The 22,754-nt window shown below is 40.1% G+C and carries 17 protein-coding genes; 6 read left to right on the top strand and 11 right to left on the bottom strand.

Annotated features, from left to right (window positions below):
- Positions 1–26: 26 nt before the first annotated feature.
- Positions 27–995 (bottom strand): PrsW family intramembrane metalloprotease, encoded by a 969-nt coding sequence (locus RMY64_RS00165; protein ID WP_322685867.1) that lies wholly within the window; start codon positions 993–995, stop codon positions 27–29.
- The gene (locus RMY64_RS00160) at positions 988–1,911 is read right to left on the bottom strand and encodes a class I SAM-dependent methyltransferase (RefSeq protein WP_322698980.1); all 924 of its coding nucleotides are present in this window, start codon (positions 1,909–1,911) and stop codon (positions 988–990) included. Before RMY64_RS00160 ends, RMY64_RS00165 begins: the two co-directional genes overlap by 8 nt.
- A 327-nt stretch (positions 1,912–2,238) precedes the next feature.
- Here RMY64_RS00160 and mscL point away from each other — a divergent pair, with 327 nt between their 5' ends.
- Complete coding sequence (mscL, locus tag RMY64_RS00155) at positions 2,239–2,670, top strand: large conductance mechanosensitive channel protein MscL (protein WP_322698979.1); 432 nt, start codon at positions 2,239–2,241, stop codon at positions 2,668–2,670.
- 93 nt (positions 2,671–2,763) lie between these two features.
- Here the strand turns inward: mscL and RMY64_RS00150 are convergent, their stop codons facing one another.
- Positions 2,764–4,440, bottom strand: coding sequence for a DUF3352 domain-containing protein (locus RMY64_RS00150; protein WP_322698978.1), 1,677 nt, complete (start codon positions 4,438–4,440; stop codon positions 2,764–2,766).
- Between the two features lie 378 nt (positions 4,441–4,818).
- Between RMY64_RS00150 and RMY64_RS00145 the strand changes: the two genes are divergently transcribed.
- The 4 genes from RMY64_RS00145 to RMY64_RS00130 all read left to right on the top strand — a co-directional run bounded on the left by RMY64_RS00145 (position 4,819) and on the right by RMY64_RS00130 (position 10,772).
- Positions 4,819–5,112, top strand: coding sequence for a hypothetical protein (locus RMY64_RS00145; RefSeq protein ID WP_322691238.1), 294 nt, complete (start codon positions 4,819–4,821; stop codon positions 5,110–5,112).
- 412 nt (positions 5,113–5,524) lie between these two features.
- Positions 5,525–8,167, top strand: a complete 2,643-nt coding sequence (locus RMY64_RS00140; protein ID WP_322698977.1) for a M1 family metallopeptidase — start codon at positions 5,525–5,527, stop codon at positions 8,165–8,167.
- Positions 8,168–8,643: 476 nt separating this feature from the next.
- On the top strand, positions 8,644–10,368 hold the full coding sequence (locus RMY64_RS00135) for an AarF/ABC1/UbiB kinase family protein (protein WP_322698976.1): 1,725 nt from the start codon (positions 8,644–8,646) through the stop codon (positions 10,366–10,368).
- Between the two features lie 29 nt (positions 10,369–10,397).
- Entirely contained in the window at positions 10,398–10,772 is a 375-nt protein-coding gene (locus RMY64_RS00130) for a hypothetical protein (protein WP_322674009.1), read from the top strand.
- Positions 10,773–10,996: 224 nt separating this feature from the next.
- Here the strand turns inward: RMY64_RS00130 and RMY64_RS00125 are convergent, their stop codons facing one another.
- From RMY64_RS00125 to RMY64_RS00090, 8 genes are all read right to left on the bottom strand, one after another.
- Positions 10,997–12,031: an Npun_R2821/Npun_R2822 family protein gene (locus RMY64_RS00125; RefSeq protein WP_322698975.1), complete on the bottom strand. Its 1,035-nt coding sequence runs from the start codon at positions 12,029–12,031 to the stop codon at positions 10,997–10,999.
- A 16-nt stretch (positions 12,032–12,047) separates the two neighbouring features.
- Complete coding sequence (locus tag RMY64_RS00120) at positions 12,048–12,938, bottom strand: Npun_R2821/Npun_R2822 family protein (protein WP_322698974.1); 891 nt, start codon at positions 12,936–12,938, stop codon at positions 12,048–12,050.
- Positions 12,939–12,941: 3 nt separating this feature from the next.
- Complete coding sequence (locus tag RMY64_RS00115) at positions 12,942–13,922, bottom strand: Npun_R2821/Npun_R2822 family protein (protein ID WP_322698973.1); 981 nt, start codon at positions 13,920–13,922, stop codon at positions 12,942–12,944.
- A 3-nt stretch (positions 13,923–13,925) separates the two neighbouring features.
- On the bottom strand, positions 13,926–14,885 hold the full coding sequence (locus tag RMY64_RS00110; protein WP_322674005.1) for a glycosyltransferase family 10 domain-containing protein: 960 nt from the start codon (positions 14,883–14,885) through the stop codon (positions 13,926–13,928).
- A gap of 31 nt (positions 14,886–14,916) precedes the next feature.
- Positions 14,917–16,134, bottom strand: coding sequence for a glycosyltransferase (locus RMY64_RS00105; protein WP_322698972.1), 1,218 nt, complete (start codon positions 16,132–16,134; stop codon positions 14,917–14,919).
- 68 nt (positions 16,135–16,202) lie between these two features.
- Complete coding sequence (locus RMY64_RS00100; RefSeq protein ID WP_322698971.1) at positions 16,203–18,443, bottom strand: ATP-binding cassette domain-containing protein; 2,241 nt, start codon at positions 18,441–18,443, stop codon at positions 16,203–16,205.
- 41 nt (positions 18,444–18,484) lie between these two features.
- On the bottom strand, positions 18,485–19,648 hold the full coding sequence (locus RMY64_RS00095) for a glycosyltransferase family 4 protein (RefSeq protein ID WP_322674002.1): 1,164 nt from the start codon (positions 19,646–19,648) through the stop codon (positions 18,485–18,487).
- 122 nt (positions 19,649–19,770) lie between these two features.
- Positions 19,771–21,135: a glycosyltransferase gene (locus tag RMY64_RS00090; protein WP_322698970.1), complete on the bottom strand. Its 1,365-nt coding sequence runs from the start codon at positions 21,133–21,135 to the stop codon at positions 19,771–19,773.
- Positions 21,136–21,567: 432 nt separating this feature from the next.
- Between RMY64_RS00090 and gloB the strand changes: the two genes are divergently transcribed.
- Positions 21,568–22,341: a hydroxyacylglutathione hydrolase gene (gloB, locus tag RMY64_RS00085; protein ID WP_322698969.1), complete on the top strand. Its 774-nt coding sequence runs from the start codon at positions 21,568–21,570 to the stop codon at positions 22,339–22,341.
- The last annotated feature ends 413 nt before the right edge of the window (positions 22,342–22,754 follow it).

Genomic DNA, 22,754 nt, shown 5'->3' with positions numbered 1-22,754 from the left:
CCCCTAGCCTTTTCCTAAATCATATTTTAAAAATACCGACGGCGGGCAGAATGTCGCAAATAGCGATAAATGCCCCACGCTAAAACTCCAAAAAAGAGATTTAGTAAAAAGCGGCTAAATATAAACCATAAAATATAAGTGTCAAAAAGCTTTGACGGACTCAAAGGACTAATTTTCCTGATTAAGAGAAACAGCCCAAAAATAGCATTTCCACCCAGCACAAGGGCAAACAGCACTAAACTCCTCTGCCAGTAACGGCGCTGGATTGTACGGTCACAAATCAGGGTAATTACAGGTTTACCTTGTACTTTTCGCAGTAATTGTTCCAGGCGCCAAAACATCCATAACAGAAAAGGAAATAAACCATAACTCAGGAAACGTAGAGGTAATGAGTAACCCCAAGCACTAGATAGAACATTCACTAGGGCATGACAGTTGACAGAATTTAGCCAAGCCCTAAAAATAAACTTTTTGTCGCGATTTAACCGATTTTTAGAGGAAATATAGGTTCCTAATGCATATCCCCAAGGTGCAGAGAACATAGCATGGACTGGCGTGCCGATAGTACGTTCAAAAACTGATGCTGTACCGTGGAAAAAGTAAATCCAGTTCTCTTCAGCAGTGAATCCCAAGGAAACGGCGATCGCGAAGAGGAAAACTGTAGAGTTAAATAATCGATACTTGCGTTGCAGATAGGAGATTGGGATAACAACCGCAGCCAACTTGCAGCCTTCTTCAATTGGGCCTATTTCCACAAGCTGCCGCAAGGCTGTACCAGGAAGCCAACGTTTCATTTGCTGCCAGTCTACAAACCAGTTGGCTATAATTTCAAAAACCCATTCGAGGCTAAGGGCTAAAAAACCAGATATTGCCCCAATGATAAAGAACATGAGTAACTTTAACAGAGGTGGGGCAAATGGCACTCGACAGTAGTAGTAGCCAAGCAGCAGTAAGGGTGGTATTGCTGCCCACAACAATAGAGATAAATCAACCACTCACCTGAGCAATTACTGTACGGTGACGGTGGGTATTGTTGGTAATAGTGGGAGCTTGGAAACCCGCCTCAACAATAGCTTGCTCAATGTCCAAAGCAAAATATTCATCTAAATACGGTTCAGTACTTTTGAGCAAAGTCAAAATGTAGGCTGGCATTTTCTTGTAAACTTCAGATTTGGGATTCATATCCATAATTGCCAAGTAGCCACCCGGACGCAACAGACGCCGCATTTCAGTTAAAATCTGTCGGGTTGCTGATTGGGGTAATTCGTGGCACATCAGGAAAATGGAAACTAAATCAAACGAGGCATCAGGTAGCCCGGTAGATTCAGCTTGGGCATGAAGCCAGTTAATTTTAGCTTGACGTTGCCCAGCCCGGTAATTGGCAACGGCTAAAAAGTAGGGAGATAAGTCTAAGCCTGTAATTTTGGTATGGGGATAAATTTCTTGTAGGGCAAAACTACTCAAGCCCACACTACATCCTACATCTAAGATGTCTTGCGGCTCATTGGGGATTTGACTTTTCAGGATATTGTGGTAACTTTGGCGCAGCATTGGATCGCCTTGCGCTTCTTCAGCGCTCTGCCAAATCTTAGCGTGGACAGCGTAAGCAGCAGGTTCTACCTCAAAAGCCGCTTGCCAACTGAGATTTCCGGTTTCGTAGGCATGGAATGAGGTGACGTAGTAATCGGGGTAGGAAAGCTGAGGATTTTGTACTTGAGCGAGATCGTTCTTCCAATCACGCGCTTGTAGTGTTTCGACTTCTTGCGTCCAAGGCACACCAATTCTCTCGGCACGTTTAATCATCATTTGTCTAGCTTGATGCTTGGCTAAGTTAGCTAAAGGCTGAATTGCCAGTATGCCATTCACCAAGCGGGAAGCTAAACCAGGATTAGTGTTTACAGCAGCAGTCATAAATTAGTTTGGATTTAACAGCCTTTTCTACTTATGACATACTTGCTAGACAGCAGTCTAGAAATGAATTGAATTGTATAACGGTAGTCTTCCTCCTTTGGCTTGCCCCAAGCAACAAATATTATAGAAAGTTTACATTTTGAGAACAGCAAAGTTCCGAGAAACTGTGAATTATGCCAGTTTACAATTTATATTTTATTCAGAGAATTTTATTTAAGACTGGTAAAATTTTGATTCTTAGCAACATCTGTCTCAACAGAGATGGCAAAAAACTGAGTGGCATTTATGAAGAAAATTACAAAAATTTCAGCTTATTGAGAGTCAAGTATGGCCAGAGCAAGAAGAAGAGCAAGTGGCTTTTTAAAAGATTTTCAAGATTTTGCCCTTAAAGGCAATATAGTTGACTTGGCGATCGCTGTGATCGTTGCTGGTGCTTTTGGCAAGATTGTCACTTCCTTTGTTGAAGATGTAATCATGCCATTGATTAATCCCTTGGTTAGTTTTGCTGGCACAGACTGGAGAACAATCGCCATTGGCCCGGGAATCAAGATTGGTCACTTTCTTGGCGCAATAGTTGACTTTGTAATCATTGCCTTAGTTTTATTTGTGGCAATTCGAGCCTTACAAAAATTCAAGAGACAAGAAGAAGTCGCCGATGAACCCCTAGCAGACCGTAACCTTGTAGCCCAAGAAAGATTGACTGGCGCGTTGGATAGACTCAACCAAACCTTGGAAACTCGGAATAATCAAGTTTTGTAGTGGGGAGTGGGAGAGCAGGGGAGCAGGAAAGAATAATCAATACGCAATACCCAATGCCCAATGCCCCATGCCCAATGCCCCATACCCAATGCCCTACTTTGCAGCAGGCTTAAGAGCTAATAACATTTCTAATTCACTAGTAGATTTATCAGGGCTAATAGCGGTAAAACCAACACCGCGAATGGAATTCAAAATGGTGAGGGTATCGGCGTTAGATGATACCAAACTATTGATTAGGGGCACAGTTTTAGTTTTGTCCATATCTAGGTAGAAATAGCCACCGTTGGGCTTTTGCAAAGAACCAGTCACGGCTTTGAAAGCGTCGCTAGTGTCAAGAGATGGATTTTTGCGATCGCTAACTGCGTCAGCAATGGGGCCACCAAGAGCTACAAATACAGTATCTTGGTCTAGCCAACCATGTGCTAATAAAGCTCCTTGTCGGGGAATTTGCCACTCAGTTACGTCTTTACCACCAATATTTCTATTGGCGACGTTGATTTGTTGGGTTTTGGCAAGGGTATCCAATTTTGTTAAAGTGGCTTCGGCAGTTTTGCGATCGCTAGTATCAAATACTAAAGCACCTCCAAAACCAACACTCGCTAATACTCCTTGATTTGATGGAATCGCACCAAAGGCGAATTCCCCATTCATCCAACCAAAAACATCCTTATCCAGGTCTATATTGACAGTTTTCAACTGTCCTCGCGCTTGTTCCAGAGCTTGCTTCATTTCTGGATAATCTTTTGACTGCTCTACTAGCACTTCCCAACCACGGCTGATGCCATTTCCGCTAATCAGAGCAAAGGTATCAGCAGGAAATTGCCCGACTATATTCCCAGGACTTGATTGATACTGAAATTTATTTAATTGTGGATCTAAATTAGCGATCGCTTTTACCCGCACTCCCGCATCATCAACTCCAACACCCGCTACCACAGATTTTATCTGCTTCAGTTGTGTCAGGGTTTGTGGCGGTAACTGCTTTGCCTGCGGATTTCCAGCAGTTAATTGCTGTATCATCTCGGCATAGTCTGGTACATAAATTTGGGCGAGGCTGTTTTTAACATCCACTCCTTTAAGAATGCTGCTAGCACCTTCTTTACTGGCAAAAGAAGACTGTCCCTTAAAGGTGTCAATTGCTTTTTCTACAGCTTGCTTTTCAGGGGCTAATACCAACTGACTATCATTTAAAACTACGCTATACGTTGGCTTGCCATTTTGTGTAGTTTCGACAATTTTTTGACCTTGATAGTCAGATTCCTGTAATTTCACCCCTTTTTGTGACTTCAATTTGTTAGCAAAATTCAAGGCGCTGAGTTTGTCCTTGATTCCCACCACTATCAGGATATTTGATTCCTCCTGTAAATTTGTTGGTACATTAGGTGCCCCAGAGGGTACCTTTAACTGTGCTGGTTTGACGGGATTTGGTGGCAATACAGCAATCATCACACCACCAGCCCAAGGCTTTATGTCTTGTTCATAAGAAACGTTACTGTCACTGAACATTTGCTTATTGAAATCTTCCAGACCTTTTGCCACTAACTTTTGTGCTTCTGGAGTGCCAAACTGCTGTAATTTTGCCCAGGCTTGAGAGTCAGTAGTAATATAAGTTGCCATCAGTGCTGTTGAAGGTACTACTTTAGCACTACCTAGAGCGTCTGATGTACCTACTGGTGAGCCTTTAAAGTACGTATAAGCCGCTATACTTCCTACGACAACGACGGCAGCACCAACAGCAGGAATGAGAAATTTTGATTTACTTTCAGGCATTTTGTTATCCTCTTTTGCTCAGATTGTCACCGAGATTTATACAAGTGTCACTGTAGAGTTTTCGGATTTATAATAATTTCCGCTAATCCATCGCTAGACTAACCCATGACAAAAGGATTCAGCAGCACGCTGATTGACAAGCTGCACATCTATCTCCTACTTGCAGACAATTATTGCTTTTGACATCTATTATTAATCGGATATTAATTATAAAGATTCTCAGTTAAACGTGACGTCTCAATCAGCAAACATCCAACTTAAAAGTGATTTTTCACTACAAATGGGTTTTTGCAAATTAAATACATAGCAATCCTATCTGATTTGTAAAAATTGCAAAGGTAAGATTCCCGACAACTCTTATGAAGTTGAGAATCTCAATTGTTTACGAATGATTTCAGATTGCGATCGCACTTGGATCTCACAGTTCATCTATGCAGCAAACAAGCTAGCGATGTCTACGACGGGCTATTCGGCGTCGCCAATTTGTTAAAGAGGTTAACAGGATTTGGGAAGCGCAACGTCAATCTACAAGCGTTCTCTCTGAGCGACTTTTACGGGCACTCGCCAATACAAGAGTTTTTACGGAGACAGAAATCGGTTATTGTACTCTCGCACAACTGGTATCCTGCATTTATGGTATTTACTGATAAAATTAGTAATCCTACAAATTAGCGGTCTAAAATTACTCTCAAAAATACTTCAACCAGATGAGGAGCGAATCTGCAAATGATATGCTGTTCATTTTAAACAAAATAGCGTGTTTAGCAGCAAGCTATCCTAAAGTTATAAAAATAATTAGGAGTATTTGTACTTAATGAGAATCTATCGAGGTGCAAGAGACTCTTGACTCAATACCAAATGCAGAACATCAGCAAAAGTAAATGCGGCAGGGATATGGAAAAAATCCCACGATCGGTTGCCGATCTTTGGAAATTCGGGTGAGATTAATTTCAATCTCCCAATCCCAAGGTGAGAAGTCACCTCCATAATGCCCTGTTGAGGGAAATACATCAGATACCGCTATTTTACTTAACTACATCCAACCAAGCCAGACTTTTCAGGATTACAAGGTCAGTAAGCATCAATGTCGCAGTCTTATTTTGATACAGATAATAACGGACACAAACCTTTTGAGTTACCGGGAGCAAGACCACACTACAACCCCGATCGCCCCGGACAGGTAGAGCATATTTTTCTCGATCTCAGCCTGGATATCCCCAAGCAAAGCTATCAGGGCAGTTGTAGCATTCGCCTCTTGCCAATCCGTAATGGTATTGATCGTTTGACTTTGGATGCTGTCAATCTAAATATCAAGTCTGTGCAGGTGGACGAAGTGCCACAAAATTTTGACCATGACGGGGAACAGCTTTCTATTCAACTTTCTCAGGGAACCCAGATTGGTCAAGGCTTGCTGATTGCGATCGCTTACTCGGTGACAAAACCGCAACGCGGTATTTATTTTATTCAACCAGATAAGCACTACCCTAACAAACCTACTCAAGTGTGGACTCAAGGGGAAGACGAAGACTCTCGCTTTTGGTTCCCCTGCTTTGACTATCCAGGACAACTGTCTACTTCGGAAATTCGTATCCGCGTTCCCAACCCTCTCGTGGCGATTTCCAACGGCGAATTGATTAACACCACAGAAGATGGCGATCATAAAATCTACCATTGGTTACAGCAACAAGTTCATCCTACCTACTTGATGACTTTAGCAGTAGGTGATTTTGCTGAAATTCGAGATGAGTGGAACGGTAAAGCTGTCACCTACTATGTAGAAAAGGGACGGGAGGAAGATGCTAAACGCAGCATGGAAAAAACTCCCCGAATGATCGAATTTTTGAGCCAAAAGTATGGTTATCCATATCCTTTTCCGAAATACGCCCAAGTTTGCGTTGACGACTTCATCTTTGGCGGCATGGAAAACACTTCCACAACACTGTTAACAGACAGATGTTTGCTAGATGAACGTGCCGCCTTAGATAACCGCAACACTGAAAGTTTAGTCGTCCACGAACTCGCGCACCAGTGGTTTGGCGATCTGGTGGTGATTAAGCATTGGTCTCATGCTTGGATTAAAGAAGGGATGGCTTCTTACTCTGAGGTAATGTGGACAGAACAGGAATATAGTTTAGAAGAAGCAGCTTACTATCGTTTATTGGAAGCTCGTCGTTACTTAAGCGAAGATAGCAGTCGTTATCGCCGTCCAATGGTAACGCACGTTTACCGAGAAGCTATTGAACTTTACGATCGCCACATCTACGAAAAAGGATCTTGTGTCTATCACATGATTCGGGCCCAATTGGGAGATGAGTTATTTTGGCAGGCAATTCAAACATTTGTCCGAGATAATGCCCACAAAACTGTAGAAACAGTAGACTTACTTAGGGCGATTGAAAAGGCAACCGGACGTAATCTTTTGTTCCTGTTTGACCAATACGTTTATCGTGGTGGTCATCCCGATTTTAAAGTAGCTTACTCTTGGGATGGAGATGCTAATTTAGCAAAAATTACAGTCACTCAAACCCAAGCTGATGAAGGTAAAAATGGCAGTAAGGATTTGTTTGATTTAAAAATACCTATTGGTTTTGGCTATACCCAACAAGAAAAAGTGAGGAGTGAGGAGTTAGGAGTTAAAAATAATTCCAAACTCATAACTCCTAACTCACAACTCAAAAATTTTACTGTCCGGGTGAATGAACGCGAACAAAGCTTCTACTTTCCTCTAGAAAATAAGCCCCAATTTATCAGCTTTGATGTTGGAAATAATTACCTAAAAACAGTAGCTTTAGAATATCCAATCGCGGAGTTAAAAGCACAGTTAGAATTCGATCCCGACCCAATTTCGCGTAGTTATGCAGCAGCAGCTTTGGCGAAAAAAGGTGGATTAGAAGCGATCGTTGCACTGTCTGCATCGCTAAAAAATGACCCATTGTGGGGCGTGCGCGTGGAAGTGGCGAAACAACTAGCCCAAATCAATTTAGATCAAGCCTTTGATGGTTTAATTCCTGGGTTAAAAGATAAAAATGCTTACGTGCGACGAGCTGTAGTGGAAGCACTTACTCAATTCAAAACTGCTGAAAGCTATAAAGTTGTCAGAGGGTTAGTGCAAAAGGGCGATCCCAGTTATTACGTGGAAGCAGCAGCTTCTCGTGTTATCGGGGCGATCGCCTCATCAAACTTAGAAGAAAAACCCAAGGAAGACAAGGTGTTAAAGCTGCTGAAAGGCGTTTTAGAAGAAAAGGCGGGTTGGAATGAAGTCGTACGGAGTGGGGCTGTTGCTGGTTTAGCTGAATTCAAAACCTCGGAAGCAGCTTTAAATCTGCTGCTAGAATACACCAAACTCGGTGTGCCACAACCCCTACGTTTAGCCACAATTCGCGCTTTAGGAAAGATTTCTGTAGGTCAAAGTCCGGTTAATTTGGAACGGATTTTAGAAAAATTAACAGAACTAGCCAAAGAAAGCTTCTTCTTAACGCAAGTGTCGGTAGCAGCAGCATTAGGACAAATGGAAACACCTAAAGCAGCGGGGATTTTGCGATCGCTAGCTGAACAAACAGCTGATGGGCGTGTACGTCGCTCTGCTGAGGAAGAAATTTCCAAGGTGCAAAAGAACATTGGTTCGGAAAAAACCCTGCGTCAACTGCGTGAAGATTTCGACCAACTCAAACAACAAAATCAGGAATTGAGAAGCCGTTTAGAAAACTTGGAGGCCAAATCTAAATAGCATTACATGATAATTAAAAGTCGGTAATTGGTAATTGTGGCAAAACTACTACCAATTACCAATGTTTTAGTTGATGCTGTAATTTTATTTTCCACTTAAATCATAGGTATAAATAAACATAGTACTAAGATCCCCGACTTATGTTAAAAGTCGGGGATCTTTATATTGTAAGCGGTTACTGAGTTTCAATTTGCATATATAGGTACATATTTATATTTATATAAATTAAAGTTAAGAAAAGATAAAATCATCTAAAACTTGGATAAGTAGTTGTAGTTTTATAAAGTATAATTAAGAAAAAGATAAACAAATCTAGGCAGTAACAGATGCTAAAATCGCCTCGATCGCTACCCCAAAGGGTAGAGTTCTAGTTATTTTAGACAGAAGATTACCGCTATCCTGAACTTGCAACTAACTTGTAGGTCAGGAAAAAAACAATAATTGTAAATTTTTCAGTTGAAGAGGCAAAAAAAGGCGTGGGTCAGTATCAACCTGCTCAACTAAAACTCTATAATCCAGATGCGATCGCTCGCTACTATAGCTCCCGTCCTTGGCTAGCCTGGGGGCGACTGCTGAGAATTATCTCCTCTTTTGCAGGATTTATATTCAATCTGAAGTGGGACGAGTGGCAAGATAAAGTTGAGCAAAACAAGGGTAAACGAGCTATCCAGTTGCGAGAACTGCTCACCCGCCTCGGCCCGACTTTTATTAAAGTTGGTCAAGCCCTCTCCACCAGACCTGACCTGATACGCAAAGATTTCTTAGAAGAACTGATCAAGTTACAAGACCAGTTACCACCTTTCGATAATGCGATCGCTTACCAGATTATCGAAACAGAACTAGGTCGTCCAATTCACGAAAGTTTTAGCGAACTGTCACCTCACCCAGTCGCTGCTGCTAGCTTGGGTCAGGTGTACCGGGGTCGTCTGGTTAGTGGTGAAGAAGTCGCCGTAAAGGTGCAACGCCCTAACTTACATCCGGTAATTACACGCGACCTATATCTAATGCGTTGGGCAGCAGGTTGGCTAGCTCCTTGGTTGCCTTTAAATCTCGGTCACGACCTAACTTTAATTGTGGACGAGTTTGGCACGAAGTTATTTGAAGAAATTGACTATATTAATGAAGGCCGCAACGCCGAGAAATTTGCTACCAACTTCCGCAACGACCCACAAGTTAAAGTTCCAGGAATTTACTGGCGTTATACCAACACCCACGTTTTAACCTTGGAGTGGATTGACGGCTTCAAGCTGACGGATACTCAAAGCATCCGCGAAGCAGGTTTAGATCCAGAAGCAATCATCCAAATTGGCGTTACATCAGGATTGCAACAGCTTTTAGAATATGGCTTCTTCCATGCTGACCCTCATCCTGGCAATTTATTTGCTGTACCCGATGGTCGTATGGCTTATATTGACTTCGGCATGATGGATCAGTTGGAAGAAAGCACCAAAGAAACGCTGGTCGATGCACTAGTGCATTTGGTTAATAAAGACTATACCGACTTAGCCGAAGACTTTGTAAAATTAGGGTTTCTGACTCCAGACACGAATATTTGCCCGATAGTGCCAGCATTAGAAGCGGTGCTAGGAAACGCTATTGGTAAAAATGTCAAGGATTTTAACTTTAAAACTATTACTGATGAATTTTCGGAACTGATGTACGAATATCCTTTCCGAGTTCCGGCAAAGTTTGCTTTGATTATTCGTTCTCTAGTTACCCAAGAAGGTATTGCCCTTAGCCTTAACCCCGATTTCAAAATTGTGGAAGTGGGTTATCCCTATATAGCGCGGCGGTTGCTGACAGGGGAATCGCCGGAATTACGACGACGATTATTGAATGTGTTGTTCAAAGATGGTAAATTTCAGTGGCAGCGGTTAGAGAATTTAATTGCGATCGCTCGTACCGATAACAACTTTGATGTATTGCCCACAGCGCAGATGGGGTTCCAATACTTAATGTCGGCAGAAGGCAAGTTTCTAAGGCGACAGTTGGTGCTTGCTCTCACCGAAGATGACCGCCTCCATACCGAAGATGTCCAACGCCTGTGGAATCTGGTTAAAGATGACTTAAAACCGGATCGTTTATTAAATGTAGCGATCGGGATTTTAACAGAATTATCCAGAGAAGGTGCAGCCGCTATTCTGCCAAAAGCGACATTACTTGGGTCTTTTGCTGAGAACCAGTCAACAAATAAAAAGTAAAAAATCTTTAATATAAATTAGGAGTTTTCATGTATTATTTTCCTGAGCAACCGCCTTACTTTCTCTTAGTTGTTGGCTTTTTGATAGCATTAACATCTGGTTTGGCATTATCTGGCACTTTGAAAGTAATTGTGCAGAACTGGCCAAGCGAACGAGCAGAAAATACTCAGCCACGTTCCTCACTGAAACAATTACTTGTACCATTTATCGGCATAACAGGCGGTACTTGTCTATTTATGTCTTCAGGCTTAGAGATATTTGGCTTTCCCTCATCCTTGGCTTTAGGAGTCGGTTTACCAATTAGTCTATTTACTTGTTTGCTAGTTTGGTTGCAGTTGGGAAGTATGATGACCTTCATACAACGCGAAGGGATGCAATCTTTAGATTTAGATTCTTTTTCTTAGAAGAGGGTTAAATAGTAGGAAGCCTCACAAATATCTAAATTACCGTAAATACTCACCGCCAGCAATGATGCTCTACTAAAAATGAGATCGTTAACTAGTGGTGAATAATTATTTTTTACTGAAATTTCATCATTCCAATATTTAATTGCGTTAAAATTACCTTCCTAATTAGTGAGCAATGGGTAAGCTAGAAAATAAAAAACATTTTGTCCACTTTTGCTTAATTAGTTAGTCATTTTATCCTTGAAATTACGATAGTTAAGCTTAATATTGTTGACTTTTCGATTGAAAAAACTTGTAGTAGTCTTTTGCAAACGCATTAGCGGACTCTCACGCCTAAAGCTTTTGGGTCTTTGTTCTGGTGAGTTTAAATATCTATAATGCAAAAATATATCTCGATATGGAATATCGATATCTTCACCAGCGCAAAGTTGAGTAAAGTGTGGTGAACTTATACTCATATAGTGCAGATATGTCAGCCGCCGTCCTTGGTCGTAAAGGATGTTATCTACCACATCAAATTGAGAACTCCAATGGTTGCCAGTTGCCTGTTCGCAGTCATGAAAAGCAAAATTATAATAGGAAATTCCACTTCTCAATACCATGTAGTTAAATAAAGATTGGTCAGGGCCTCCAAGAGCCATGACATCAGCTTCACTAACCTGTAATTTGTCGAGTAGGTTTGCTAATGTAGCTTGAGAAAAAATATGTTTTTTAGTAGCAAACCAACCTGCACAAAATATATGAGAATGCAATTTTTCTTGGTCAAAAATTTGCTGTATAAGTTCTGGTGAACCATCAAAAATATATTTCAATTCAGATTTATATTGAAAATCATTTGTTACCCAATCATATTTATCTAATTTTTCATATATATAGTCTATAGGCCCCATAAGGAGCGTATCTGCATCAAAATAAATAAATTTATCAAAGGGACCATCTAAACCACAAAGCTTACGATGCATTGGTAGACGATAAAGTTCTGGAAGCCCCCATTTTCGCCAAGTTTTTTGTGCCCTTGAGTGATTTTGCCAGACCTGGGTTGCAAAGTTATCCCAATAAGCTATAGAATCAGAATCTTCAAATAAAGTAACATTATCTCTAGATGCAATCTCTGCCTTTACTTTGTCTAACTGCTCATTATATGGAATTATACAAATAGGAATTTTCCTACCAGCATTAGCTTCCATACTATTGAGTAACGCCACTAATTGGTCATAGACAACATCATTGGCTAGGATATAAATACCATCAATCATTGGGATACTCCTAATATTAAGTACGCGCAGAAACAAAGGGAAATAAACGGCGAGTCAGTTTGGGAATGAAGGCAAATTTACCCTCATGCAGATAACGATAGTGTTCCCACAATTGCCAATAGGGACTACCAGTTTTCATCCGCGTACCAGCCCAGTGAAGATATTTGAGTCGTTGTCCTCGGTCATACAAGGCGTAATCTTGCTGTTGGAAATTTCGCGAACCAGCCCAACTACCAGGCCCTCCCCCAGGAATTTTTACGAGATTTCCACGTTTGGAAATTAATTTAAGAACAAGATAATTTAAAATTGGTTGGTCTGTAACTCCTTCAGAAAAATCGAAATATTCACGATGTGCGGCACACTCGCGCAAAGCTTCATCCATTTGTTGTTCGGTAATAGCTCCTTTTCTCGAAGCCCAAAAACCGCTATTGAAAACATCTTGAAGTTGGGCATTGGAAAAAATTTGCTGCTCTTTCACAAATGGGGAAAAAATATTTCGCAGCTTTTCATTAGCATGATGGTAATCACAGCAGAAGAAATCGACTTCTGAAAGTTTGTCTAAATTGTCGGCAATTTTTTCAAAAACGACAATATCCGTATCAATATAAATAAATTCATCTAAAGGCCCAAACCACGCCACCAATTTACGCATTTTGTTGGGTAAGGCAAGGAAATCTCGGTCAAAAATTTCGCCGATGCGTTTGGTAAATGTATCAATAAGTTCTAAATCTGGGAAAATTTGGACGTTGTGTAAGGTAGCAAGCTGTTCTGCTACCTTGTGATAATTTTCATTAAAAGGTATGAGATAAATGGTAACTTCTGGGTCATAGTAACGAATGCTATTGAGTAAAGCAATAGCATTATCGATAACGCGGTCATTGGCAACTATATAAATGCCCCTACTCATAAATTATCCTTGTTTAATTAACTTAAATTTTTGCAAAGCTCTGGTAAGTAAATTTGGTACTGGAGCGTCATTATAATTTTTAGGAGGACTGGTAAATACTGGACGCTTTTCTGGTTCGTGTAAGTAACGATAATAGAGAAATAACTCTCGATAGGGAAACTCAATATTTTCTCCCGCACAGACTGCTTGATTAATATTAGGAGGAATCCCAATGTAATGGAGATAAGTTAGTTGATTACCGCGATCGTAAAGAATATGTTCTCGTTCCTCGAAGTGTTTGGAGCTAGCAGAGCATCCTGTTTTTTCATTATCTGGCAATTGGCGAGCAAAGTTATAAATAGAAAAATTAGACCTCATTACCATGTAGTTGATTAATGGTTGTTCGCCAGCACCACCATACAAAATTTCTGACTCGCCATTTTGTAAATGTGATATTAGCCAATCTCTTTTTTCTGAGTCAAATAGCCCTTGTTTTGCACCATAAAAGCCTGAGCAAAATATTTCGGAATCAATGCGTTTTTGCTCAAAAACTTTTAGTAATTTGGGAGAATTAACATTATATATTTTACTAACGTCTGTAAATTGGAAATCGTAGACGACAAAATCATAACTATCTAGCTTTTCAAACACTGCTGCAAGTGACTTCATTACCAATGTGTCTGCATCTAAATAGATAAACTTCTCAAATGGCCCATCAAAAGCGCAAAAACGACGATGAGCGCCATAAAGACGGGATTTACTCCGATTCAATCGTTCTGGGGCTGCTGCAAGCATAAATTGATCCCAGCGGTTGATTGATTCTTGGTCGTCGTAAAGAAATACATTGGGGCGTTTCGCTATTTCATCAGCAATTCGTTGTGTCCGATCGTCAAAAGGATAGATACAAACAGGAGTTTCTGGGCCTAAGATAACATCAATACTATTGAGCAAAGCCACCAGTTGATCGAAAACATAATCATTGCCAAGGGTACAAATACCATTCATAATTTATGAGTGTTGATCGACAAAGTTTGATAACCAGTTAAGCAGGTTTAATTTGTGTAAAATGATTTGACGCGCTTCTGCGATCGCATCCTTGGCAGCATACCAAGCATCAGGTGTAGCTGTCACTTCTTGGATGTAGGCAATACCTTTTTCATCTAAACTGGGCAACCGCAAAAAACTACCAGGCGGCAATAACTTATCAGCAGCCGGGCCGCCATAGTAAATTGGTAAACACCAAGCAAGTAAACTATCCCAAAGTTTCTCACTTACATACCAATTATTATCAGCATAATTTTCAATTGCCAGATTGTAATAATATGGTGCCATGCCATACCATTTGTTACCTAGTTCTCCTGAACTGTTCGCCCATTCTGGTAAGTTACGCCCATACAAATCAAATTTCATGCCACTAGATTGTAAAGATTGTAAAAAATCTAAACGCTGGCGATGATTGGCTGTGCGGCTAATTCCCGAAGTAATCCAACTACATGGGGCAACTTTTGGGGGTGGCGGCATTTCATTTAAATCTTGAAATGAATTTGAGTGATACCAAATAGCAGGCATATAGTCAGGAATGGGAGCAAAATCATCGGGGCCAGAAACGTAGCCACAATACTTCTGGGCTTCTTGATAATTATGATTAGTTATTTTTAGAACTTCATCTAAAGGCGGTTCTCTGAGCAAATAAATAATCCGCTCTTTGTTAACGCCACGCAGTAAAGATTCAACATTTACTACTGGTTTTTGCTGCTGTTTGCGAAAACTATCTAACCAAGATTTTTGTGGCGGTGCTTGAGGAAAATCAAATTGATATAGCAACATAAAGTCTGGCTTTTCTGCCATTTTCAACATTTGAATATTGTTCCAAACACCAAAGTAGTGCGGAGTTTGTTGCCATAACCAATCTTTATTTTTAGCAAGGCCTGAATAGCTGCTAATCATGCCAACAGTTTTAATAGTCATAAATCGTATTTATTCGGTTATTTTTGTACCGTTACCCTAAAATTGGTGGACGTTGATCCTCTTCTACGTAGCTTAATATTTTGGTAATTCTATTTTCCCAAGAAAATTGCTGGGCAAAATCTATACTAGCTGCATAACCCTCTAATTTTCTGGGATAAGTTTCTAAAGTATGTTGAATAGACTCGGCAAGTTTATGCGGGTTATCTGGTGTACACCAACTGGCAATCAAAGGTGATGTTTTGAATTCCATTAAAGGTGGAATCTCAGTTGCAACTATAGGAGTGCCAGCAGCCATGTACTGAAAAAACTTAACTGGATTCGTGAAATCTGCTGATTTTCCAGCGCAGTGAGGATGAACCAAAATATCAGCTGCTTGAAACAAGCTGACTAATCGTTCTCGTGGAAGTATCCAGCCTAAGAATTTAACGTTTTCGACATTTTTATCTCTGGCTATTTGTTGATATGCTTGTACTTGTGCTTCTGTTCCTCCTGTGATGACAAACTGAATTTCTGGTAATTCTTTGGCGGAATCAATTAAGAGATCGACTCCTTTGAAAGGATACAAAGCGCCTGAATAGACAACTAACTGCTTACGTCCATTTATAAGCAATTCTTGCCGCCACCTTTCGGCTGATTCGGGCTGTCTGATTAAAAATGATTGATTGAATCCGTTATGTAGCCAAACTACTTTTTCTGGTGGCATTCCATTTTCTATTAGGCTTTGCCGGATGGGTTCTGACTGAGTTATGGCTATTTTAAAATAGGGACTGTGGACAATTTCTTGCTCAAATTTTCGGTCTTGAAAGTAGTGACGTTCATAAATTGTCGGAACTTTATTTTTGACTGCGGCTTTGACAAAGTTCCAATCTCGCGTGTGGACAACTTTAGTATGAGGTAGGATATGAACTGGTAAATAATATTTAGTTACAACTGTACTAGAGTTAGTAAATTTACCACCGATTCGATCGATAGGCCAAGGCATTGGCAATGCGGCAATTTTGAGTTTTTCTTGCACATCGTAAAATTCGATAAATTCTTTTCCGGGTCTTTTAGGTTGATAAGGATAAATTAACGATAGTAGATTAACAGAAGAATTTTTTTTATCTGGATAAATTAAAACTGACGAGTAGCCTAAGTTAGCTGCGGCGTTAGCACAAAGAACATCATGAATTTCGTGTGCTGTGTCCGGCTTGAATGATAGCTCTCCGGTGTAGAAAATATATTGATTTTTCTTGGAAGAATTTACCATTTTTTTTGGGGATGATAAGTTTTTTAAGATTGGGGTATAAGTACTTTTGTTCCTGACATTAATTAAAATTAAACTTTATTTTCAAAAAGCTTTAAGACATCTAATAGGTAAATAGCAGATTGATAAGATTCTGCAATTAATATATTTTGTTTTTGGGGTTCGGATTCTAATTTATCGGCTAGCAAGTGTAGAGAGCTAATCAGAGGATAGAGACGCGTGCGAAACTCATCTGAGATATGACTAAAGTTTTGATACTGGTTATGTTCATCTTGATTTTGGTCTATATCTGACGATAACTGCCAGTTAATTTTCAGGTTAACTACATCGCTGAAGAGATCGATGGCGTTGAGAACTCTTAAGGCTGAGTTGTATGAGTGGTCAATTAATTCCTGGCGTTCTTGAGAATTGTCTACTAGATCGTCAACTAATAGTCCCAGGAAACCAATCATTGAATTAAGCCTTGTACGCAGTTCGTGAGAAATGCGATTAAAGCTGGGATTAGTTTTGGTGGAAACTTCAGTTTGAGCGGCAAATTGCATTGAGTAGAGGCGTGAGTAGTAACCCCCTTTTTGTAAAAGTGCTTCATGGGTTCCTACTTCTACCACCTGTCCTTGGTCTAATACGGCAATTTGATCGGCTTTTTGGACTGTGGAAAGGCGGTGAGCAATGACAAGGGTTGTCCGATCGCGACTTAAGTCGTCGAGTGCAGCTTGTACTAAACGTTCGGAAACAGTATCTAAAGCGCTGGTGGCTTCATCTAAAATCAAAATTTCTGGATTTTGCAGGAGGGCGCGAGCGATCGCTAATCTTTGCCTTTGTCCACCAGACAACATCACACCGCGATCGCCAATTTGACTGTCAAATCCTTGAGGTAATTTATCAATAAATTCATAAGCATTTGCTCGTTTGGCTGCTGAGATAATTTCATCTTCAGTAGCTTCCGGTCTTCCATAAGCAATGTTATTTCGCACCGAGTCATTAAAGAGAAATGTATCTTGACTGACAATTCCCATGTGCGATCTGAGAGATTTAATATCAAAATCACGCAGGTCTGTGCCATCGATAGAGATACTGCCAGATGTCGGATCGTAAAATCTGGGTAAGAGGTCAGCCAAGGTGGACTTACCTGCACCAGAACCACCTACCAAAGCAAGAGTTGTCGCACGGGGTAAAAATAAATTTACATCTTTGAGTACTAACTTTTCGTGACTGGGGTAGGCAAAGGAAAGTGAATTAAAACCTATTCCTTCTTTTAATTCTGTGTAGATTAGATTACCGTTTTTCATAAACGGCTTGCGATCGCGACTTAAAAACTCACTCACTATTTCTACGCTAGTAGCACTATTGGCAAAGCTACTACGAAGACTATTTAACTGAGAGACCAAAGGCAGCAGTCGCAGTAATACTAATAAATATGTCAGTAGTACCGTTGAAAGGAAAGAAACCTGGTTGGCAAAGAAAGTTTTACTCAAGAATACAATCAAAAGTAAGGCTATAACTCCCATCACCTCACTTATCGGCCCGATCGCTTGTGAGTTTACCTGAGATTGAAAATCTGCTTTTTCGCGATCGCGGATTAATTTAGTAATTTTTTGATATTCTCTGTCTTCATTGGCAGTTGACTTTACTAAACGAATTCCATTCAATGTTTCTAAAACACTGATGGAATAAGATGTAGACATTTCTGATAGTTGTTGACCAAATTTTTTTGCTCTACTAATTGTGTATTGATTGATTAATGTTATAAAACCCAATAAAATTGTTGCTGCGATAGTTAACTGCCAAGAAATTGCTAATAATAAACCAACGAAAACTAAAATTGTAATTATTAAAATAATTAAATTGATAATACTCCCGATAGCGCTAGAAGTGCGGGCAGTTTCCGAACCAAGGCGATTAATAATATCGCCTACTTTCGTTTTTGAATAATAGTCTATATCAATATCTAGCAATAGCTCTAAGCTAGCTTCGCGAATATCCGCATTTAATCTCCGAGTGAAAACACTCGATGTTAAAATACTAAAATAACTAGATAAGTTTTTTAAGAAAATTATAAATATAATTATTCCAGCCATTCCCAAATTCCGAGAATTTTCGGGAAGATTATCAAATGGAAACATCACAGCTTTGAGAATCGGAGGAAAACCAGTTAAATCTACTGGTTGTCCGACAATTCTCAAAATTACTGGCACAATCAAAGTTACACCGACACCATTAAATAAAGCACCAGAAAATCCCAACAGCATTGTTAGGATAATTAAACCTGGATAGGGTTTGGCGAATCTTAGTATTAGTTTTCTGGTAGACATTGGGTATTTTTATGCCAATTTAACTTAATTAATAATATTATTCACAACTGAGCAATTACTGATTTGAGCACAGAAGCCATAGCCTCGATGCTATAGTGTTCCACACATCTTTCTCTTGCCTTGATACCTTTCTGGTTTGCTGACTCTAAATTCTGAAAAATCAATTGAATTTGTTCAGCAATTTGTTCAGGACAACCAGGCTCGACTAAATAACCAGTATCACCTAAAAGTTGGGGAATATCTCCAACGCGTGTTGATAATACAGGTTTAGCCATTGCCATCCCATCTGTCAACTTCAAGGGAAATTGAGCGCGAGTTTCTGGAGTATCTCGCTGGGGAACAACTACAATGTGAGCAGCTGCTACCAAGTCAGGCATAACGTCGGCTGGATACTTAGGTAATTTGATAATCCAACGTCCCCACTTTTGTTGAAGTTGTTTATCATAATCATCATAAGGACTACCACCTACAATTACTAGTCTCAAGTCTGGTTGATTAAGTTTATCGAGCGCGATCAGAACATCTTCTAAACCTTTATAAGGTCTTGGCGCACCGGGAAACATTAAAATCCGATATTCAGATAAACCATAACGATTTCTACTAGACTCAGCATCATATTGAGCGGGATCGAATAAGGAAACATCTTTGCCATTTGGAACAAATGTACCACCAAAACGCTGCTGCAAAAATTTAGTATGCACTGTCACAGCATCAGCGTGACTTACCAAACCTTCCATCCATTTCACATATAAAGTATGATGAGGATTTTTGAGTGCGCCCTGTGGTTTCAACAAATCCCTAGCTAATTCTTTGGGTGTAGGATGATAATGCCAGTTATCACCGCCATGCCAGCTGAGTTCCCAATCATCTATATCTAAAATTAATGGCTTTCTAGTAAATATTTTCCTTAATAGTCCAACTCCAAAACTTGCTATTTGTGGTTTGATAGCATAAATTATATCGCCATTTATTTTTGGTAATAATTTTTGAATTTCTCCAAAAAACTCTGGAAAGTCTTTGCCTGGTAAGTTATAAACGTTGAATTTTGATGGTAAATTTAAATAGAAGTTATTTCCAAATAAAAAACCCATAATTTCAACTTCATATCCTAACTGATTAAGAGCTTTTGCTATCAAGTATGCACGCAGAATTGCTGCACTTGATAAATCGGAAACCAACAAGGATATTTTAGAAAATTTTTTCACTATTTTTATACTTATTTTTATTTAATTTTCCCAATATTTGTCAGATGTTGCTAAATCTGCAAATATTAATTTAATTTGTTTTGTCGGAGTTGAAGCAACTAAAGAAATTCGGTGTCAATCCATCAAGATATAAAGTTTTTCTGAGGAATTTTTAAGATTTCATGGTAAAGTGCCAACATCTCTGAAGCAACAGTATCCATTGTACGTACTGGCTGGATACCTTGACGTAACTTAGCTAGTAAATCGGCGTCTTTGGCTAAAGTTGCGATCGCTTGTGCCCATGCTTGGACATCTTTAGCTGGAACTAACCAACCATCGATGCCGTGACTGACTAACTCAGCAATCCCTCCTAAATTTGAACCTAGTACGGGAATGCCCATAGCTTGTGCTTCTAAGGCAACTATGGGGCCAGTTTCTAACCACTGCGACGGTATTGCTAGTATATCGAAACCTGCTAATGCGTCTGGTACTGCTTCGCGTGAAAGTGGTTCAGCAATCCGAATTCGGGGATCGCGAGCCGCGATCGCCATAACTTTTTCACGATTGGCAGCACCGTATTTTCCCGGATGAGTAGCATGAAGAATTAACTCTACAGGTATATCATTTGGTAGACTATGTACCGCTTCTACTAAAACTTGTACCCCTTTAGTTTCTTGCCAGCGACCCAAAAAGCCGATTTTTAATGTAGAGTTTTGTAGTTTATTTGATGTTACTTCACGTTTGAAAGTGTTAGCAACACCTTGCCGAGAGACAGTAAGTTTTTCGGGAGGAACATTGTTTGCAACAAAAGCATTGTATTGCCAATTACTTGTTACAACAATGCGATCGGCTAGTTTTGCTAGTTGCATCAAATTGCGTCTATGTTGAGACACTAGGGTAGGAATACCAAGAGTTTTACCAAGCAGGCGTAGCTTAAAACTTTTAGAAGTAAGTAATTTTGTTTCTGCTGCGATGCCAACATCCAAGGGAACTTCACCTAAAGCCTTAAGTATCCAAGGCGATACTTGTTTTGCTACTCCCAAACATTGACTACAATTAACAGAGTCAATCAGCCCATTGCAAGGTTCTTCACCCCAGCGCATCATCGTACCACGCAGACATATAGGTTCAGGTATGTGGACGGTGACTACAGTAGCCATCCCTAACTGGCGGGCGAGAGCAAGATGATGTAAACCGCAGTCAAATCGCCATGAATGTTGATGGTATATATCGGCTCGATTGTTTTCTAGCCAATTAGCAAAAGTTTTAAAGCCGCCGTGGGGTAGCTGTTTGTGTACCTGTATCTTGCTGGGGTTAGGAAAAACAGGATAACGATAAACACAGATGCCATTGTATTCGTAAGTATCTTCCTCTGTACCTTGTTTAGGAGCAGCGACAATACTTTCGAGTCCATGTACTTGTAAGCCATGCAGTAGTGAATCTAAGTATACTTCAGCACCGGCTGATGAATCTGGAAAATACCAGCTAGTTGTATGGATTAGCTTCATTTATGAACCTGCAAATGAAAAATTGGAAAGCTCATCTTTTTTTCACCACGATTGATTGCTCTATTTAGTTGTTATTAACATCTATCTTTTATAAATAATCCAAGGTGAATCTATAAAATCCCGTATTATCCGTATTAATAGTTAATATGTATAAATAAAAATTTTTCGATAACTGATTTGGTGTTTTTGAGTAAAAAAGACAATTTAGGACAAAAAGAACAGAATAAATCTAACTTAGCTTTTACACTTCCTCCCAGAGAAATTTTACTGATATACCCAAATCATAATTTATAGTTACTTATCATATTTTTAAGTATTATTACGGTTGTGTACTATCATAGTATTTATGGACTTTCTCAACCTTTTCTGACTGAGATATTTAAGATTGCTGAAAAGTTCCAAAGTATTTACTTGAAAGGGAGATATTAAGTAATGCAAGTAATCAGGCTTGAGGCACTCTCAGATAATTACATATTTTTGCTAGTGGATCGCCAGAAACAAATTGCTGCGGTTGTCGATCCAGCAGAGGCTGAACCAGTACTAAAGCAACTTGCACAGTTAAAAGTTGAATTGGTAGCGATTTTCAACACACACCACCACAATGACCATGTAGGTGGCAATCAGAAATTAATAGAACACTTCCCGCAACTAACAGTCTACGGTGGCGTCGAAGATCGCGGGCGAATTCCGGGACAGCAAGTGTTTTTGCAACAAGGCGATCGCGTCCAGTTTGCAGATCGCACAGCTGAAGTTATTTTTGTTCCCGGACATACCCGCGCTCACATCGCTTACTACTTTCCCCCCGAAAAATCTGGTGAGACAGGCGATTTATTTTGCGGTGATACCTTATTTTCTGGCGGTTGCGGTCGCTTATTTGAAGGAACACCAACCCAAATGGTAGATTCTTTAAGCAAACTACGCTCTTTACCAGATGATACGCGTATTTGGTGTGCCCACGAATACACTTTAGGAAATCTGCAATTTGCCCTCACTGTGGATGGCGACAATGCCGACTTACAAAAACGCTTCAATGAAGTGAAAACTTTCCGTAGTCGAGGAGAAGCTACCATACCCTCGCTGCTGGGAATGGAGAAGCAAACCAATCCCTTTTTACGTTGGGATCAACCATCATTACAATCAACCGTTAAGGGTAGCGATGGAGTGGAAACCTTTGCGCGGATACGGGAAATGAAAAATAACTTTTAGGTATTGGGCATTGGACGTTAGGAGTGCTGAGTGCTGAGTGCTGAGTGCTGAGTGCTGAGTTAGGAGTTAAGAGTTAAGAGTTTTGTTTATCTCCTTGTCCCTTTGTCTCCCTTGTCTCCCTTGTCTCCCCTGCTCCTCTGCTCCCCTGCCTCCACTCCTCAACTTTCTAGCGCTAATAGTTGCGATCGCCCCCTTCCTTTCGCTAGGATCTGTAAGCTTTAGGGTATGGGCAAAGCTACTTGGGACAATATACTCATTTCAGGAGTTCTAAGTTCTGAAAAAACACTCGTTATTTAGGACTGTTTACTCAGCACTGGCTCAACGCCCTGCTACAGCTAACAGCACTGTTTTAGTGAGCTATGCTGCTCAAACCCACCCAAATTAATCATATTTTACCGGAAAAACGAAAAACG

This window comes from Nostoc sp. DedQUE08 (genome assembly GCF_034530895.1).
Taxonomy (GTDB): domain Bacteria; phylum Cyanobacteriota; class Cyanobacteriia; order Cyanobacteriales; family Nostocaceae; genus Nostoc.
This window is presented reverse-complemented; position numbering and strand designations above follow the sequence as displayed.

What these genes read in the sequence shown, in the direction of transcription:
- RMY64_RS00160 (WP_322698980.1), bottom strand. Translation starts at nt 1,911, where the DNA reads ATGACTGCTGCTGTAAACACTAATCCTGGTTTAGCTTCCCGCTTGGTG.
- mscL (WP_322698979.1), top strand. Translation starts at nt 2,239, where the DNA reads ATGGCCAGAGCAAGAAGAAGAGCAAGTGGCTTTTTAAAAGATTTTCAA.
- RMY64_RS00150 (WP_322698978.1), bottom strand. Translation starts at nt 4,440, where the DNA reads ATGCCTGAAAGTAAATCAAAATTTCTCATTCCTGCTGTTGGTGCTGCC.
- RMY64_RS00140 (WP_322698977.1), top strand. Translation starts at nt 5,525, where the DNA reads ATGTCGCAGTCTTATTTTGATACAGATAATAACGGACACAAACCTTTT.
- RMY64_RS00130 (WP_322674009.1), top strand. Translation starts at nt 10,398, where the DNA reads ATGTATTATTTTCCTGAGCAACCGCCTTACTTTCTCTTAGTTGTTGGC.
- RMY64_RS00125 (WP_322698975.1), bottom strand. Translation starts at nt 12,031, where the DNA reads ATGATTGATGGTATTTATATCCTAGCCAATGATGTTGTCTATGACCAA.
- RMY64_RS00120 (WP_322698974.1), bottom strand. Translation starts at nt 12,938, where the DNA reads ATGAGTAGGGGCATTTATATAGTTGCCAATGACCGCGTTATCGATAAT.
- RMY64_RS00115 (WP_322698973.1), bottom strand. Translation starts at nt 13,922, where the DNA reads ATGAATGGTATTTGTACCCTTGGCAATGATTATGTTTTCGATCAACTG.
- RMY64_RS00110 (WP_322674005.1), bottom strand. Translation starts at nt 14,885, where the DNA reads ATGACTATTAAAACTGTTGGCATGATTAGCAGCTATTCAGGCCTTGCT.
- RMY64_RS00105 (WP_322698972.1), bottom strand. Translation starts at nt 16,134, where the DNA reads ATGGTAAATTCTTCCAAGAAAAATCAATATATTTTCTACACCGGAGAG.
- RMY64_RS00100 (WP_322698971.1), bottom strand. Translation starts at nt 18,443, where the DNA reads ATGTCTACCAGAAAACTAATACTAAGATTCGCCAAACCCTATCCAGGT.
- RMY64_RS00090 (WP_322698970.1), bottom strand. Translation starts at nt 21,135, where the DNA reads ATGAAGCTAATCCATACAACTAGCTGGTATTTTCCAGATTCATCAGCC.
- gloB (WP_322698969.1), top strand. Translation starts at nt 21,568, where the DNA reads ATGCAAGTAATCAGGCTTGAGGCACTCTCAGATAATTACATATTTTTG.